This is a genomic window from Marinobacter sp. ST-43, from assembly GCF_030541085.1.
Taxonomy (GTDB): domain Bacteria; phylum Pseudomonadota; class Gammaproteobacteria; order Pseudomonadales; family Oleiphilaceae; genus Marinobacter; species Marinobacter nauticus.
The window spans coordinates 124,656-140,673 of the sequence record NZ_JASSVO010000002.1 but is presented as its reverse complement, the minus strand read 5'-3'; the positions used below and the strand labels follow the sequence as shown (position 1 = coordinate 140,673).

The following is a 16,018-nucleotide window of genomic DNA, read 5'->3' as shown; positions in this document are numbered from 1 at the left end:
TTAGTTAGCCACCACGTTCACGAGTTTGCCAGGCACAACGATCACTTTGCGTACGGTCTTGCCGTCGGTGAAACGCATGACGTTTTCGTTCTCCAGGGCAAGCTTCTCCAGATCTGTCTTGCCAATATCCGCCGGTACGTTCTCCTTGGCCCGGACCTTGCCGTTCACCTGCAGAACCACCTCAATTTCGCTACGAACCATGGCGCTTTCGTCGGCAACCGGCCAGGAGGCGTCAACCACCGTGTCAGAGTGACCGAGGGCCTGCCACAGGTTGTGACAGATGTGCGGCACAATGGGGGAAAGCACCAGCACGGCGGTATCCAGGGCTTCCTGACGCACCGCGCGGGTTTGCGGCTCGTCATCGCTGAGCCTGCCCACTTCGTTGAGCAGTTCCATGACAGCCGCGATGGCGGTGTTGAAGGTCAGGCGGCGGCTGATGTCATCGCTGACTTTGGCGATGGTTTCGTGGGTCTTGCGGCGCAGGTCTTTCTGAGCACCATTGAGGTTGGCAGGATCAACCGCCGGAGCTTCGCCACTGGCGGTATGCTCATTGACCATCCGCCACAGTCGTTTGAGGAAGCGATGGGCGCCTTCAACGCCGCTGTCGGACCACTCCAGCGACTGCTCAGGTGGTGCCGCAAACATCATGAACAACCGCACAGTGTCGGCACCGTGCTGATCGATGATGGCCTGGGGATCGATGCCGTTGTTCTTGGATTTGGACATTTTGGTAACGCCACCGATTTCCACAGGCTCGCCGTCCGATTTCAGCACCGCTCGCACTACCTGGCCCTTGCCATCGCGCTCAACCGTCACATCGGCCGGGTTGAACCAGGTTTTCCCGCCATTTGCTTCATTGCGGTAGTAGGTCTCGGCCAGAACCATGCCCTGGGTCAGCAGGCGCTTGAATGGCTCGGAACTGTTCACCAGACCAACGTCGCGCAGCAGCTTGTGGAAGAACCGGGCATACAGCAGGTGCAGAATCGCGTGCTCGATGCCGCCGATGTACTGGTCGACTGGCAGCCAGTAATTGGCGGCAGCCGGGTCCAGCATGCCCTTGTCGTAGTTCGGGCTGCAGAAACGGGCGTAATACCAGGAGGACTCCATGAAGGTATCGAAGGTATCGGTTTCCAGGGTGGCTGGCTGGCCGTTGTATTCGGTCTTGCACCACTCCGGGTCGGCCTTGATCGGCGACTGGACGCCGTCCATTTCAACGTCTTCGGGCAGACGAACCGGTAGCTGGTCATCCGGCACCGGCATCTCGGTGCCGTCCTCCAGCGTCATCATCGGGATGGGCGCACCCCAGTAGCGCTGCCGGGACACACCCCAGTCACGCAGACGGTAGTTCACGGTACGTTTGCCAATGCCCTGGGCTTCAAGGTAATCCGCGATTTCCTCAAACGCCTCTTCGCTGGTCAGGCCGCTGTATTTGCCGGAGGACACCAGAACGCCTTTCTCGGTGAAGGCCTGCTCCTGGATATCGATATCGCGGCTGTCGTTCGGTGCAATCACCTGTTTGATGGGCAGCTTGTACTTGACGGCAAACTCGTGATCCCGCTCATCATGGCCAGGAACCGCCATCAGGGCTCCGGTGCCGTAGTCCGTGAGTACAAAGTTGGCGACCCAGACCGGGATTTCTTCCTGGGTCAGCGGGTGAATGGCCTTGAAGCCGGTATCTATACCTTTCTTTTCCATGGTCGCCAGCTCGGCTTCGGCCACCTTGCTGTTACGGCACTGGTCGACAAACTCGGCCACATCGCGGTGGCGCTCGGCCGCCGCCTTGGCCAGAGGGTGCTCAGCGGCGACTGCCATGTAGCTGACGCCCATCAGCGTGTCCGGGCGGGTGGTGTAAACCGTCAGACCACCTTCCTGCTCTTTCAGCGGGAAGGTCAGCTCGGTCCCTACCGATTTGCCGATCCAGTTGCGCTGCATGGTCTTGACCTGCTCGGGCCAGCCCTCCATGTCTTCCAGATCGTTCAGCAGTTCTTCCGCGTAGTCGGTAATGCGGATGAACCACTGCGGAATCTTTTTCTGCTCGACCAGGGCACCGGAGCGCCAGCCCCGACCGTCAACCACCTGCTCGTTGGCCAGTACGGTCTGGTCAACCGGGTCCCAGTTCACGGTGGACATCTTCTTGTACACCAGGCCTTTCTCGTAGAGGCGGGCGAAGAACCACTGTTCCCAGCGGTAGTATTCCGGGTCGCAGGTGGCCAGTTCGCGGCTCCAGTCGTAGCCAAACCCCAGCTGCTTGAGCTGGTTCTTCATGTAATCAATGTTGGAGCGAGTCCACTTGGCCGGTGCAGACTTGTTGGCAATCGCGGCATTTTCGGCAGGCAGGCCGAAAGCGTCCCAGCCCATAGGCTGCATTACATTCTTGCCCTGCATACGCTGGTAGCGGGAAATCACGTCGCCGATGGTGTAGTTGCGGACGTGGCCCATATGCAGCTTGCCGCTGGGGTAGGGGAACATGGACAGGCAGTAGTACTTGGGCTTGCCCGGCTCTTCCTTGACCTTGAAGGTCTCGTTGGTTTCCCAGAAAGTGCGGGCGGTCTGTTCTACTTCACGTGGGTTGTATTGTTCGTCCATTCCTGCCATTGCCAAAAGTACCCTGTGTGAAAAGGATGTTCGAGAAAAGGCCGAACATTCTAACGCACACGCGGCTTAACAGGTAGTCTGCCAATTCTGCGGGTTTGTGCCAGACTGAGAGTATGGTGAAAGGTGCAGATAAGGAGCCCAAATGAGCGAGCCAGAACGCAGTCACCTCTCCGGAAAAGCCCTTGAGGTTTACGACCGAATGCTTGAGCGGGTACAGACACGCCTGCATGAGCTACAGGAAACGTCGTTGCAGACGCTGGAGGAAGAAGTTCAGAAAGCGATAGAAGTGGAATACGAGGTCGAGGAAATGACCCGGGAAGAAGCAGATTTGCTCGGGGCGTATCTTCAGCGGGATCTGGAGCACCTGTTGCATTTTGTGGAGGAGACCGGGGAAGGCCTGGGAGAATGGCTGCAACTGGATATCGCGTTACTGGAACACACCCTGGCAGACCGGCTTCTCTCGGTAGCCGATCAGACCCTGGTTGATACTCTGGAACTGAAGCAGAAGCTGGAGAATCAGGACGTCAGTCACTATATCTCCGGTGAAGTGGCCACGGCGGGTATGTTCCGGTGCATGAACTGCAGCCACATGCTTTGTCTGACCAAGACCAGCCACCTGCATCCCTGCGAGGCCTGCGGCTCCCATTACTTTGAGCGGGTAACCAGCCGCTGGCCACCGAAAGAAAGCTGAAGCCATCGCCTTGAGCCTGCAAGCCATTTGAGCAGCAGGCTCAGGGTGCTCAGTTTTTCGGAATCACCCGTTCTCGGATGAACACAATCAGGATGATCGCCAGCGTCAGCACCGGCCAGGATCCTGTTTGCATGTAGGGTGTGCTCCCGGTTGCCGTAAATACCTCACCGGTCAGTACCGCGCGCTCGAACTGTGGGATGCGCTCGGTAATCTCGCCCTTGTGATTGATGATCGCAGTGACGCCGTTGTTGGTGCCCCGCAGCATGTAGCGGCCGGTCTCCAGGGCTCTCATGCGGGCAAGCTGCAGATGTTGCAGCGGCCCGATGGAATCACCGAACCAGCCGTCGTTACTGATCGTCAGCAGCAGATCGGTGTTGCGGGCATTAAACGCCACGAAATCGGGGTAGGCCACTTCATAGCAGATGTAAGGGGTGATTTTCATGCCATTGGCGACCAGCGGCGCTTGCTGCTCTGGCCCAGGCGTGAAGCTACTCATGGGCAGGTCAAAGAAACCGATCAGCCCCCGCAGCAGACCTTGAAGTGGCACATATTCGCCAAAGGGCACCAGCTTCTGTTTGTGGTACATGCCGTCGCCATTGCCGATGGCCATAATGCTGTTGTGGAAGGTGTAGTCTTCAATCTGGCCGCTGTAGCCATACCAGGGGATGCCGGTGATCAGCGTGCTGTTTTCTCCTAACTGTTCCCGGATATGATCAATGACCTTGCCAGCCTGGTCCTGCGGAATGGGGATGGCTGTTTCTGGCCAGAGGATCAGGTCGGTTTGCCAGTGCGCTTCAGTCATGCCCAAATAAGCCACAATCTGATCGCGCAGGAAATCAGGATCCCACTTGATCTGTTGCGGTATGTTGCCCTGCATCGCCGCAAAGCTGACGGGCTCTTCGCTGAGCTCGGTCCAGTCAGCTTTGTTCATGGCCGGGGCGATCAGCCAGGGCAGCAGAGCTGCTACCAGAACGGCGCCAGCAGTGACCTTCCTTTCAAGTTTGAACAGCCACCAGGCGCCGTAAGCAGCCACTGCGGTAACGGTGATCCAGAAGGTAATGCCATGCACGCCAGTCAGCGGCGCCAGCCCGGCCAGGGGGCCGTCGGTGTGGGCGGTGCCCAGATAAAGCCATGGAAAACCGGTCAGCAGCCAGCCGCGCAGCCAGTCACCCAGAATCCAGATGGCAGGGAACAGCAAGAGTCGGCGTGGTGCGCTGTCTTTGGCGAGTTTGCCCCAGAACCAGAACGCCAGCCCATGGAACAGGGCCAGCCCGGCAATAAACAGGACCATGAGTACAATGGCCAGAGGTACCGAAGTATTGCCGTGCTCGCTGATGCTGACGTAAATCCAGCTGGCACCGGAGGCGAACAGACCAAGCCCGGCCAGCCAGCCGGAGCGGAACAGCTTGTCCGGCGCCTGATGGACGGTGACCAGCAGGATCAGAAATACCGACAGGGGCCCCAGCCACCACAGATAGAATGGCGAGAAGGTCAGTGTTTGCAGAGCGCCGGCAATCACAAGGATTGCGGCGCCCAGCCATTTTCGGGTGGTGAACGGGAGTTTCAGTGGCGGGTGCTGTGGATCATGACTCACTGCGGGTTACCTGCAACAGACGGATGACTCGGTTATCGGCGTTGGCAATAGTAAACTGCAAGCCGCCGAATTCAACCGTTTCGCCCCGTCTGGGCAGGTGTCCAAATTCTTTCAGTACCAGGCCGCCAATGGTATCGAACTCTTCTTCATCCATGTCTGTCTCGAAGAATTCGTTGAAATCATCGATGGGCGTCACGGCCTTCACCGCAAAGGTCCCGTCGCCCCGGGCCTTGATATGGGTCTCCTCATCGAAGTCATGTTCGTCTTCGATTTCACCGACGATCTGTTCCAGCACGTCTTCGATGGTGATAAGGCCAGCGGTTCCGCCGTACTCATCCACCACAATCGCCATGTGATTACGATTTTCCTTGAACTCCTTGAGCAGCTGGTTCAAACGCTTGCTTTCGGGAACAAAGGTGGGCGGCCGCAGGATTTCGCGGATGCGGTTCCAGTTCAGATCGTTGTTGAGGGCAAGAGGAAGCAGGTCTTTCGCCAGCAGTACCCCGATGACGTCATCCTGGCTCTCGCCGATGACCGGAAAGCGGCTATGGGCGGAAGACATAATCTCGGGCAGGAACTCTTTGGGTTCCTGAGATGCCTTTACGGTGATCATCTGGGATCGGGGGATCATGATCTCGTCCACCCGCATGTCGATCACTTGCATGGCGCCTTCAATGATGCTCATGGAGTCAGCATCAATAATGCTCTGGGATTCAGCATCCCGCAGGATTTCCAGCACGTCCTCGACGGACTCAGGCCCGCTGGAAAAGGCCTGTGATATACGCTCCAGCCAGGACTTGTTGCCCTGACTGCGACTCGACTGATCGTCGCTCATGAGTCTGGTTCCGTTTCCTCTGCTTCGTAAGGGTTAGCAAATCCGAGCTGCGCGAGCAGCCGGATCTCGAGGGCTTCCATGACCTCGGCTTCATTATCTTCAATATGATCGTAGCCCTGGAGATGCAACATACCGTGCACCACCATATGGGCCCAGTGGGCGACAGCGTCTTTGCTCTGCTCCCGCGCTTCCTGTTCAACAACTGGCGCGCAAATCACGAGATCTCCGGCCAATGGCACCGTTATACCCGCTGGTGCTTCAAATGGGAAGGACAAAACATTGGTAGGCTTGTCCTTGTCCCGGTATTGGTTATTCAGCTCACGGCTCTCGTCGTTATCGACAATACGGATGGTTACTTCGGTTGGATTCTCATCCTGCCACGCCGCCTCTGCCCAGGCTTCAAACAACGCCTCGCTGGGTACGCCCGTGCCGTCAAACGCCATCTGAAGGTCCACAGTTACCTTGCTCATTGGCCTGTGGCACTCCCGTCGTCGAAAGAATCGTAGGCTTCAACAATGCGTTGAACCAGGGGATGACGCACCACATCCTTGGCGTTGAAACGGGTAAAGCCAATGCCCGGGACCTTGCTCAACACGCTGGCGGCATGAATCAGCCCGGAATTCTGTCCGCGGGGCAGGTCCACCTGGGTGGTATCGCCGGTAATGACCGCGGTAGAGCCAAAGCCTATCCGGGTCAGGAACATCTTCATCTGCTCCCGGGTGGTGTTCTGGCTTTCGTCCAGAATAATAAACGAGTTGTTCAGGGTGCGGCCGCGCATGAATGCCAGGGGGGCAATCTCGATTACGCTTTTCTCGATCAGGCGGGTGACCTGATCGAATCCCAGCATTTCGTATAGTGCGTCGTAGAGCGGGCGCAGGTACGGGTCCACCTTCTGGGCCAGATCGCCAGGCAAAAAGCCCAGCTTCTCGCCGGCTTCCACCGCCGGCCGAACCAGCAGAATACGCTTCACCTGCTCGTCTTTCAGAGCCTCGACAGCACAAGCCACGGCCAACCACGTCTTACCGGTACCCGCGGGCCCGATGCCGAAGTTGATGTCGTGGGTGCGAATGTTATGCACATACTTTTGCTGATTCCGGCCACGGGGTTTGGCGGTCAGCTTCGGTGTCTTGATAACAGTGACCTGGCCTTCATCGTAAGGCACATCATCCGGCAGCCGTTCCAGGCCGGTTTCGCGGATGAACAGGTGCACGGTATCGGGTGGTATGTCATCACTGGCCTCGGTTTCCCGGTACAGATGCCGGATAACCTCGGTTGCCGCCGCTACGTTCTCAGTGCTGCCTTCCACCCGAAAATGATGCCCGCGCCGGCCGACTTTCACTTGCAAGCGCTGTTCGATCATTTTCAGGTGTTCATCAAACTGTCCGCACAAGGTTGCCAGGCGGCGCTGGTCCACCGGGTGCAGGTCAAATTGTCTGGTATCGTGAGTGTTCAATCTTGCTCCGTTTCGTTGGACTCCCCTGGTTGGGAGTGAGCATTTCTATGGGTGGAGTATGGCCGATGCGTGGTTATGCTTCCACAGACACGCTACGGGCACATCCCTGTGCGCTTGTTTCGGGCCGTCCCTGGCCCTCAACAGTCTGTGGAAGCATAACCACGCACCGTCCTTTCTGACTATGTGCAGGCTCGAAAGGAAAAAACAAGCGGAGGAACATTTCAGCGGCGTCGGTTTTCTCTGCGCTCTGGAATAATTTGAAAGCCTGTCCAGGTATTACTGGCATGCTACTGCATGATACGCGGAGGTGGGCTGGATCAGCCTCCCAAAAATGTCGGAGGCCATGGATGGCCGTAGAGAAGCGCACATGGATGTGCTCGTAGCGGTTTTTGGGAGGCTTATCCAGCCCGCCTCCCAACGCCACACAAAGAGCACATGGGTGCCGAAGCCTAAAACAACTCGGAACTAACCGGCACACCACGAAGAGAGTTCGGGTAGGCCTCGACGATTTCTACGTCGATGAAATGACCAACCACCTCAGGATTCTCGTGGCGGAAGTTCACGATGCGGTTGTTCTCGGTACGCCCCGCATACTCGCCCGGATCCTTCTTGGACAAACCAGTCACCAGAATCCGCTGAGTAGAACCCACCATCTTCCGGCTGATATCCATCACATTCTGATTCAGGCGATCCTGAAGAATGCTCAACCGCTGCTTCTTCACCTCCATCGGCGTATCGTCCGGCAAGTCAGACGCCGGTGTACCCGGGCGGGCGCTATAGATGAAACTGAAGGACATGTCGAAGCCGATGTCGTTAATCAGCTTCATGGTGTCCTCGAAATCCTTGTCGGTTTCACCCGGGAAGCCGATGATGAAATCCGAGGAAAAGCTGATGTCCGGGCGAATCTTGCGCAGGCGGCGCAGCTTGGATTTATACTCCAGCGCCGTGTGGCCTCGCTTCATCGCTGCGAGGATGCGATCAGAACCGCTCTGCACGGGCAGGTGCAGGTGGCTGACCAGTTCGGGAACCCGCTCGTAGACTTCAATCAGCGCATCGCTGAATTCCACCGGGTGAGAGGTGGTGTAGCGGATGCGGTCAATGCCGTCGATGGTGGCGATGACTTCGATCAGTTCTGCCAGGTCCATCTGGTCGCCGTCGTGGGTTTCGCCACGGTAGGCATTGACGTTCTGGCCCAGCAGGTTTACTTCGCGCACGCCTTGGGCGGCCAGATGGGCCACTTCGGCGATGACGTCGTCCACCGGGCGGCTGACTTCTTCGCCACGGGTGTAGGGCACCACGCAGAAGGTGCAGTATTTGCTGCAGCCTTCCATGATGGAGACAAACGCAGAGGGGCCGTCGGCGCCGGGCTCAGGCAAATTGTCGAATTTTTCGATCTCCGGGAAGCTGACATCGACCACGCCAATGCCATTACCCTTGGTGCGTACTTCGGTGATCATGTCGGGCAGGCGATGCAGGGTTTGCGGGCCGAATACCATATCCACGTAGGGCGCCCGGTCGATGATGGCCTGGCCTTCCTGGCTGGCGACGCAGCCGCCGACGCCGATGATCAGGTCGGGTTTTTTGGTTTTGAGACTTTTCCAGCGGCCAAGCTGGTGAAACACTTTCTCCTGGGCTTTTTCGCGGATGGAGCAGGTGTTCAGCAGCAGGATGTCGGCGTCATCGGCGTTGTCGGTGACTTCGACCGCTTCGCCGGTTTTGAGCAGGTCTGCCATGCGGGCAGAGTCGTACTCGTTCATTTGGCAGCCGTGGGTTTTGATGTACAGCTTCTTGGCCATGGGTCTCACGTAGTTTGGTGTGTTGGCGCCGGGGTGGAGTGGGGCGCTGGCAAAAATGGACTGCGTATTATAACGGGGTGCTTAATCTTCAACCACCGTTGTCTCGGTATTCCTCATTTGGCTCTGTGCTATTATTCGCCGCTTATGTGCATGAAGGCTTTTGGGGTGGGCTTTCCAAAAACCGCTACGAGCACATCCATGTGCGCTTCTCTCAGGCCATCCATGGCCTTCGAAATTTTTGGAAAGCCCACCCCAAAACCCTTCCCAGACACCTGTACTGGATTCTACAAGCTTGATTGTTGGTTTGTGGGAGCCGGAAAATCATCGCTAGCCAATTTACTTATGACTCCCGAACGCCTCGCCCGAATCAAGCAAGTCCTCAACACCCGTCAACCCGACCTGCGGGTGCTGACGGATCAGGTGCACAAACCCAGAAACCTGTCGGCCATTATTCGGTCCTGCGATGCCTTCGGCCTGGCCAATATGCACGTGGTCTGGCCCAAGGAGGGTTTTCGGGCATTTCGTAAGACAGCCGGTGGCAGCTTTCATTGGGTAACAACGCATACCCATCCGACCATGGATAACGCGGTAACGGAGCTGAAGGCCCAGGGGCACAAGCTGTATGCGGCGCAATTGTCAGACCGGGCGGTGGATTTTCGGGAGGTGGATTACACCGTGCCGTGCACGATTATCATGGGTAACGAAGTGGACGGTGTGAACCCGGTGACCGCCGAGCAGGCGGATGAGCATATTGTGATTCCGATGATGGGAATGGTGGAATCGCTGAATGTGTCTTCAGCTTGCTCGATTATCCTTTCCGAAGCCCAGCGTCAGCGGAAGCTGGCAGGTATGTTTGATCAGCGACGGATGCCCGATGACGAGTACAACCGTCTGCTGTTCTGTTGGTGCCAGCCAACAGTGAAGCGGTACTGTGATGATCGCAACCTGCCGTATCCGCCTATTGATCATGAAACCGGGGAGTTGATCGATGGCGTGGGCTGGATGCAGGAGGTCAGGAAGCTCAGGGCCAATCGCCCCCGGTGGGACGATCAGCCGGAAAATGTAGCAGAGGACTGAGCTTGGATCAGTCCTCGCGGGCTTCCAGGTACCGTTGCAGTTGTTCTCGCAGCGCTTTGGGCAGGCGGGTGATGGTGAGGGCGTCTTTGTCACGGTCGTAGTACACCGCCTGGTTCACCAGGTCCGACGAAAAAGACACGCTCATACCTCCGCCGGAGCCAGCGATGCGCACGAGTTTTTTGACCTTGCGGTGGTCCGGGTGCAGTACGCCGGTTTCCGGTAGTTCCGCGTTCTGGCTGGCGAATTCCTTGAAGCGCTGGGGCTGGCTTTCGTCCAGGTAATTCGACAGAGCTTCGATTTCCACGGGCTCGCCCAGGGCGTGCTGGTCTTTGCAGAATTCGTAGGCCTTGGCGCGCACTTCGCCGGCTTTTTCCGGTTCGCTGGTTTTGGCGAATGCTTCCACTGCGTCCAGAAAGGTCATGGTTTCCTTTTCCACGTCCACGCTGTTGGTGAAGGCGCACAGGCGGATGAACAGTTCGCCGGGGTCGCCGGTGCCGCGGCCGTGGATCAGGGTCATGTAGTTTTCGCTGCCGTTGGCGTTGCGCCAGTCGTCCAGTTCAATTCGCACGGCCAGGTTCAGGCGCGACAGGCTGAGTACGTCGGTGGCGTCCAGTTTCTGGCTGCCGTCGAAGCGCATGGCGCTGTCGGTTTCCAGGATAAACAGGTACACCACTTCGGCATCGGCCAGGGCGTCGTGTACGATCATCAGGTGGCCGTCAAATTCTTCCTGGCTACCGGTCAGCAGTTCCTGCCACTGGCCGAAAAGACGGTCGGTCATGGCCGCGAAGGTCTGTTTGTCTTCCAGGTAGTCTTTGAGCCAGGCGCTGAAGGGGCATTCGCCGATGTCGTCTGAGAAGCGGCCATATTTCTTGCCGGGTTTGCTGTTGAACAGGCGCTTCATCTGCTTGTGCAGGGCTTCGTAGTCGCCGCCCGGTTCCTGCAGGGCCTCGCCCGCTACGAGGCGGGCAGGTTGGCCCGGCTGGTATTGGCTTGCGAAGGCGGTGCGCAGGTGTTTGATGGCCATGGGTCAGCTCCTGTCAGATTCAGTCGGCTTGGCGGAGCGTGATTGTGCCACGGTTGGCAGAGAAAGAAACCCCGGTCCCGACGTCTTCGTTCGGGCCGGGGTTCTCAATGGGCGGGTATGGAAATCAGATTCGCTTGCTGCGAATCAGTTCCTGGACCAGTGTCGAGACGGCGCCGGGAATGTCAGCTTCGTTCTCTGCGTTGGCACTGGCGTTGGCAATGTCCGAACCCAGGTTCACGGCAATGGCTACCAGCCCGTGAGCGGTCAGCAACTGCGCTACCCGACGGCGTTCGTCTGCGTCGCCCGCATTTTCTTCGGATACCACGACGGCGGTCTTGCCCTGATCGAACAGAGCTCGCTCAACGGCCAGCGCCAGTTCCGGGCCATGTTTGCCGTTACAGGCGATGATGGCCGGCTTCTGGGCCAGGCGTCGTTCGCGTTCCTCGGCGGTGACCGGGTCCAGGGATTCCAGGCCATCGGCCAGGCCTGCGATCATGCCCGCCCCGATGGTTACGTTGGTCAGGCGGTCAATGACGATGAAGCTGCCGGTGGCATGGTTACGCTGATAGGCGTCGAACGCGACCGGTTGGTTCAGAGTCAGTTCGCACAGGCCGATTTCATTCAGGGCCAGTTGGCTGGGATTGGCTTGCTGATCCAGCGTGTTTACATCGGTCTGATGGTGGATTTTCTTCACGGTACCGGAAGTAAAGGTGGGGCCCAGCTTGATGTCATACAGCCGGCCGGTTTCCAGCGGTGCGTCGGTCATCCAGACAATGTTGGCATTGAAGCGGTTGTGGACTTCCGGTTCGTCCTCCACCTTCACCAGCATGTCGCCACGGCTAATGTCGATCTCGTCTTCGAGGGTCAGGGTGACCGCCTGGTCGATGTAGGCTTCGTCCAGGTTGCCGTCGAAGGTCACGACTTCCTTTACTTTGCTGGTACGGCGTGAGGGCAGGGCCATCACTGCATCGCCAGGGCGAACCACCCCAGAGGCGATGGTGCCGCAGAAGCCGCGGAAGTTCAGGTTCGGACGGGTCACGTACTGCACCGGGAAGCGGAAATGCTCCAGGTTCTTGTCACGGGACACTTCCACCGTTTCCAGAATTTCCATCAGCGGCTGGCCGGTAAACCAGGGGGTGTTCTCGCTCTTGTTGACGACGTTGTCTCCATCCAGCGCCGAGATGGGAACAAAACGGATGTCCTTGAGGCCCAGTCGTGAGGCAAAGGCCAGGTAGTCGTCGCGGATTTCATTGAAGCGCTCTTCGCTGAAGTCCACCAGATCCATTTTGTTCACGGCGACCACGATGTGCCGGATGCCCAGTAGCGAGGCAATATAGGAATGCCGGCGGGTCTGGGTGAGTACGCCGTGGCGGGCATCAATCATCAGGATGGCCAGTTGCGCAGTGGATGCGCCGGTGGCCATGTTGCGGGTGTACTGCTCATGGCCCGGGGTGTCCGCAATGATGAACTTGCGTTTGTCGGTGCTGAAATAACGGTAAGCGACATCAATAGTAATGCCCTGTTCCCGCTCGGCCTGAAGGCCGTCCACCAGCAGTGCCAGGTCCAGTTTTTCGCCGGTGGTGCCCATTTTTGCGCTGTCAGTTTTCAGGCTGGCCATGTGATCTTCATAGATCATCTTGGTGTCATGCAACAGCCGGCCAATCAGCGTGCTCTTGCCGTCATCCACGCTGCCGCAGGTGAGCAGGCGCAGGAGTTCCTTGTTCTCGTGTTGCTTCAGGTAAGCCTGAATATCTTCTGCAATCAGATCAGACTGGTGTGACATGTTAGAAATACCCTTCCCGCTTTTTCTGTTCCATGGAGCCCGCTGAGTCGTGGTCGATCACCCGGCCTTGCCGCTCTGAGCTGGTGGCCAGCAGCATTTCCTGAATGATGTCGGGCAGGGTGTTGGCCTCGGATTCAATGGCGCCGGTCAGCGGATAGCAGCCCAGGGTGCGGAAGCGTACCGATTTCATCATCGGCTTTTCACCTTCTTTCAGGGGCATGCGGTCGTCGTCTACCATGATCAGGGTGCCATCGCGCTCTACCACGGGCCGCACGGCTGCGTAATAGAGGGGAACGATGTCAATGTTCTCAAGGTAGATGTATTGCCAGATGTCCAGCTCCGTCCAGTTGGACAGCGGGAAGACACGGATGCTTTCGCCCTTGTTGACTTTGCCGTTGTAAATATTCCAGAGCTCCGGGCGCTGGTTCTTCGGGTCCCAGCGGTGGTGTTCGTCACGGAAGGAATATACCCGCTCCTTGGCACGTGATTTTTCTTCGTCCCGGCGGGCGCCCCCGAAGGCGGCGTCGAACTTGTACTTGTTCAGGGCCTGCTTCAGGGATTGGGTTTTCATGATGTCGGTGTGCTTGGCGCTGCCATGAGTAAAGGGGCCGACGCCTTGCTTCACGCCTTCTTCATTGATGTGCACGATCAGGTCGAGCCCGAACTTCTCCGCTACATGGTCCCGGAACGAGATCATGTCCCGGAATTTCCAGGTGGTATCCACGTGAAGCAACGGGAACGGTGGCTTGCCCGGGTAGAAGGCTTTCAGGGCAAGATGCAGCATCACGGCAGAATCCTTGCCGATGGAGTAAAGCATGACCGGGTTGTCGAACTCGGCGGCCACTTCCCGAATGATGTGGATGCTTTCGGCTTCCAGCTGTTTGAGATGGGTGAGGTTATATGTGGTCATGTTCATCCGTTGCCATGGAGGGCGAAGTAATGGCTGTAATTTAGATGAACAACTATATCAGAGCAGCTTAGGGTATAAGAAGGAATGCTGTAAGAATTTCAGGTTCTAATAATATAGCCTTCGCCGGTGTCTGGAGGCGGGGGTAAACGCCAGCGACGTCGCCACTGGCTTCCGTCAGTGAGCTTCGCTGGAGGGATTACGTGCGTCCGAAAGCAGTTTGGCAACATAACGATCGACATAGTCAAAGCCGTTGCCTTCGAATTCACAGAACTGGATACCAATCTGGAACTCGTCCCGGGCAATGCGACGCATGTGTACGATGTTCCCGTCGGCGAGCACCGTGACCGGCTGGTTTGCAATGACGGGCACCGAAAAACGGGTTTTGACTTCGATCCAGTGGCCGGGGGCCGGTGTTTTCAGGCCCGGAACCAGCTGTTTGACGGTGTCCTGATCACAGGAGAGCATCACGCCTGAGCGGGACAGGTTGGACACCTGGCAGGTAAGGCAGCAGCCATCCGGCTTTTCGATCGTAATGTCGGTTGAAACGTCCACCCGCTGCTGGTTTCGCAGATTGGGTTTGGCGGCAAGAGGTTTCATGTTCACTCTTCTGGCATGTGTGGTTTGAAAAGAAGTTGCCTTTCCCATAAACGCCTTCCAGAAAAACACATAAACGATTGAAAGTTTAGCTGTTTAAAAAGTGAACAGCAAGAATCCTGTCGGTAATTGTGGCACTTTTACTACAAAATTCTGAACACGGTGTCACAGTTTTAGTCGGTAAGTTGATCTGCGTCAGCGGATTTGTGGTGGCGGAGTAGGTGGTGCGACTGCTGCAGTTCTTCCGGTCGTGAGGTAAAATTGCCCGCTACACTCATCGGGAGCATGGCTCCGGACATCCTGCAGGCTTTTATGACCGAGAAAACGCAAAACGCGCCCCAGAGCGGAAAAGTAGGCTTTATCAGCCTTGGTTGCCCGAAGGCGCTGGTAGATTCTGAACGTATCCTGACCCAGTTGCGCCTGGACGGCTACGATGTGGTGCCCACCTACGATGACGCCGATATTGTGGTGGTGAACACCTGTGGTTTTATAGATGCCGCCAAGCAGGAATCCCTGGACGCCATTGGTGAGGCAATCAGTGAGAATGGTAAAGTCATCGTCACCGGTTGCATGGGGGTTGAGGCCGACCGGATCCGTGAAACCCATCCGGGCGTGCTCGCAGTATCCGGCCCCCAGGCCTACGAGGAAGTGGTGGGTGCCGTCCACCAGTATGTGCCCCCGAAGATAGAGCATGACCCGTTTGTGGACCTGGTGCCACCTCAGGGCGTCAAGCTGACGCCGCGCCATTATGCCTACCTGAAGATTTCGGAAGGCTGTAATCACCGCTGTACCTTCTGCATTATTCCCTCGATGCGGGGAGACCTTGTCAGTCGCCCGATTGGCGAGGTCATGGACGAAGCCAAGCGATTGGTGGATGCCGGAGTAAAGGAAATTCTGGTGATCTCTCAGGACACCTCCGCCTACGGCGTAGACATCAAATACCGTACCGGTTTCTGGCAGGGGCGCCCGTTAAAGACAAAAATGCAGGCGTTGTGTGAAGCCCTGGGTGAGATGGGGGTTTGGGTGCGTTTGCACTATGTCTATCCCTATCCCCATGTGGATGACGTCATCCCGCTGATGGCCGAAGGCAAAATCCTGCCGTACCTGGACATCCCGTTCCAGCATGCCAGCCCGAAAGTGCTCAAGGCCATGAAACGCCCGGCCCATGACAGCAAGACTCTGGAGCGCATCAGGAAGTGGCGGGAAATCTGCCCGGAACTGACCATTCGCTCCACCTTCATCGTTGGTTTCCCGGGGGAAACCGAGGAAGACTTCCAGTACCTGCTGGACTGGCTGGACGAGGCTCAGCTGGATCGAGTGGGTGCCTTCACTTACAGCGCGGTGGAAGGGGCGCCGGCGAACGAGCTCGAAGGTGCGGTCCCCGAGGAGGTGAAGGAGAAACGCCTCGCTCGCTTTATGGCCAAGCAAGCAGAAATCTCAGCGGCGCGTCTTCAGGCGAAAATCGGTCGTACCATTGATGTGTTGATTGATGAAGTTGATGAAGAGGGTGCGATCGGTCGCTCGAAGGCCGATGCGCCAGAGATTGATGGCATGGTCTACCTGAACGATGAAACCGAACTCGTTCCCGGTCAGATTGTGCAGGCTGTCGTAGAGCATGCCGATGAGCATGACCTTTGGGCACGTTTGATCTGACTGTCGGCATCGT

At 57.4% G+C, this 16,018-nt stretch carries 13 protein-coding genes; 3 read left to right on the top strand and 10 right to left on the bottom strand.

What is annotated here, in order from left to right:
* On the bottom strand, positions 1 to 2,586 hold the full coding sequence (gene leuS, locus QPL98_RS04855) for a leucine--tRNA ligase (protein WP_114434281.1): 2,586 nt from the start codon (positions 2,584 to 2,586) through the stop codon (positions 1 to 3).
* 151 nt (positions 2,587 to 2,737) lie between these two features.
* Between leuS and QPL98_RS04850 the strand changes: the two genes are divergently transcribed.
* A complete protein-coding gene (locus tag QPL98_RS04850) occupies positions 2,738 to 3,286 on the top strand; it encodes a zinc ribbon-containing protein (RefSeq protein ID WP_022991399.1) in 549 nt (182 codons plus the stop codon).
* Positions 3,287 to 3,335: 49 nt separating this feature from the next.
* On the opposite strand, the gene lnt is transcribed toward QPL98_RS04850, so the two are convergent.
* From lnt to miaB, 5 genes are all read right to left on the bottom strand, one after another.
* Positions 3,336 to 4,880, bottom strand: coding sequence for an apolipoprotein N-acyltransferase (gene lnt, locus QPL98_RS04845; RefSeq protein ID WP_303292815.1), 1,545 nt, complete (start codon positions 4,878 to 4,880; stop codon positions 3,336 to 3,338).
* Positions 4,870 to 5,715, bottom strand: a complete 846-nt coding sequence (locus QPL98_RS04840) for an HlyC/CorC family transporter (protein WP_011786186.1) — start codon at positions 5,713 to 5,715, stop codon at positions 4,870 to 4,872. The genes lnt and QPL98_RS04840 overlap by 11 nt, the downstream gene beginning before the upstream one ends.
* A complete protein-coding gene (ybeY, locus tag QPL98_RS04835; RefSeq protein WP_153741150.1) occupies positions 5,712 to 6,185 on the bottom strand; it encodes an rRNA maturation RNase YbeY in 474 nt (157 codons plus the stop codon). Before ybeY ends, QPL98_RS04840 begins: the two co-directional genes overlap by 4 nt.
* Complete coding sequence (locus tag QPL98_RS04830) at positions 6,182 to 7,168, bottom strand: PhoH family protein (RefSeq protein ID WP_114434191.1); 987 nt, start codon at positions 7,166 to 7,168, stop codon at positions 6,182 to 6,184. The genes ybeY and QPL98_RS04830 overlap by 4 nt, the downstream gene beginning before the upstream one ends.
* Positions 7,169 to 7,617: 449 nt before the next feature.
* Positions 7,618 to 8,964, bottom strand: a complete 1,347-nt coding sequence (gene miaB, locus QPL98_RS04825; protein ID WP_303292814.1) for a tRNA (N6-isopentenyl adenosine(37)-C2)-methylthiotransferase MiaB — start codon at positions 8,962 to 8,964, stop codon at positions 7,618 to 7,620.
* A 342-nt stretch (positions 8,965 to 9,306) separates the two neighbouring features.
* Between miaB and trmH the strand changes: the two genes are divergently transcribed.
* A complete protein-coding gene (gene trmH, locus QPL98_RS04820; RefSeq protein WP_011786182.1) occupies positions 9,307 to 10,041 on the top strand; it encodes a tRNA (guanosine(18)-2'-O)-methyltransferase TrmH in 735 nt (244 codons plus the stop codon).
* A gap of 7 nt (positions 10,042 to 10,048) precedes the next feature.
* On the opposite strand, the gene QPL98_RS04815 is transcribed toward trmH, so the two are convergent.
* The 4 genes from QPL98_RS04815 to QPL98_RS04800 form a co-directional block, all read right to left on the bottom strand.
* Complete coding sequence (locus QPL98_RS04815) at positions 10,049 to 11,065, bottom strand: nucleoid-associated protein (protein ID WP_011786181.1); 1,017 nt, start codon at positions 11,063 to 11,065, stop codon at positions 10,049 to 10,051.
* A 124-nt stretch (positions 11,066 to 11,189) separates the two neighbouring features.
* Positions 11,190 to 12,848: a sulfate adenylyltransferase subunit CysN gene (gene cysN, locus QPL98_RS04810; RefSeq protein ID WP_011786180.1), complete on the bottom strand. Its 1,659-nt coding sequence runs from the start codon at positions 12,846 to 12,848 to the stop codon at positions 11,190 to 11,192.
* Between the two features lies 1 nt (position 12,849).
* Positions 12,850 to 13,764, bottom strand: a complete 915-nt coding sequence (gene cysD / locus QPL98_RS04805) for a sulfate adenylyltransferase subunit CysD (RefSeq protein WP_011786179.1) — start codon at positions 13,762 to 13,764, stop codon at positions 12,850 to 12,852.
* A 168-nt stretch (positions 13,765 to 13,932) separates the two neighbouring features.
* Positions 13,933 to 14,355 carry a PilZ domain-containing protein gene (locus QPL98_RS04800; protein WP_014422121.1) on the bottom strand — a complete coding sequence of 141 codons (423 nt, stop codon included), beginning with the start codon at positions 14,353 to 14,355 and terminating at the stop codon, positions 13,933 to 13,935.
* A 282-nt stretch (positions 14,356 to 14,637) separates the two neighbouring features.
* On the opposite strand from QPL98_RS04800, the gene rimO reads away from it, so the two are divergent.
* Positions 14,638 to 16,005, top strand: coding sequence for a 30S ribosomal protein S12 methylthiotransferase RimO (rimO, locus tag QPL98_RS04795; protein WP_114434194.1), 1,368 nt, complete (start codon positions 14,638 to 14,640; stop codon positions 16,003 to 16,005).
* Positions 16,006 to 16,018 lie beyond the last annotated feature (13 nt).

Excerpts from the sequence above, each read along its gene's own strand:
- rimO (WP_114434194.1), top strand. The coding sequence starts at position 14,638 with ATGGCTCCGGACATCCTGCAGGCTTTTATGACCGAGAAAACGCAAAAC.
- miaB (WP_303292814.1), bottom strand. The coding sequence starts at position 8,964 with ATGGCCAAGAAGCTGTACATCAAAACCCACGGCTGCCAAATGAACGAG.
- leuS (WP_114434281.1), bottom strand. The coding sequence starts at position 2,586 with ATGGACGAACAATACAACCCACGTGAAGTAGAACAGACCGCCCGCACT.
- cysN (WP_011786180.1), bottom strand. The coding sequence starts at position 12,848 with ATGTCACACCAGTCTGATCTGATTGCAGAAGATATTCAGGCTTACCTG.
- QPL98_RS04815 (WP_011786181.1), bottom strand. The coding sequence starts at position 11,065 with ATGGCCATCAAACACCTGCGCACCGCCTTCGCAAGCCAATACCAGCCG.
- QPL98_RS04800 (WP_014422121.1), bottom strand. The coding sequence starts at position 14,355 with ATGAAACCTCTTGCCGCCAAACCCAATCTGCGAAACCAGCAGCGGGTG.
- cysD (WP_011786179.1), bottom strand. The coding sequence starts at position 13,764 with ATGAACATGACCACATATAACCTCACCCATCTCAAACAGCTGGAAGCC.
- trmH (WP_011786182.1), top strand. The coding sequence starts at position 9,307 with ATGACTCCCGAACGCCTCGCCCGAATCAAGCAAGTCCTCAACACCCGT.
- QPL98_RS04850 (WP_022991399.1), top strand. The coding sequence starts at position 2,738 with ATGAGCGAGCCAGAACGCAGTCACCTCTCCGGAAAAGCCCTTGAGGTT.
- ybeY (WP_153741150.1), bottom strand. The coding sequence starts at position 6,185 with ATGAGCAAGGTAACTGTGGACCTTCAGATGGCGTTTGACGGCACGGGC.
- QPL98_RS04840 (WP_011786186.1), bottom strand. The coding sequence starts at position 5,715 with ATGAGCGACGATCAGTCGAGTCGCAGTCAGGGCAACAAGTCCTGGCTG.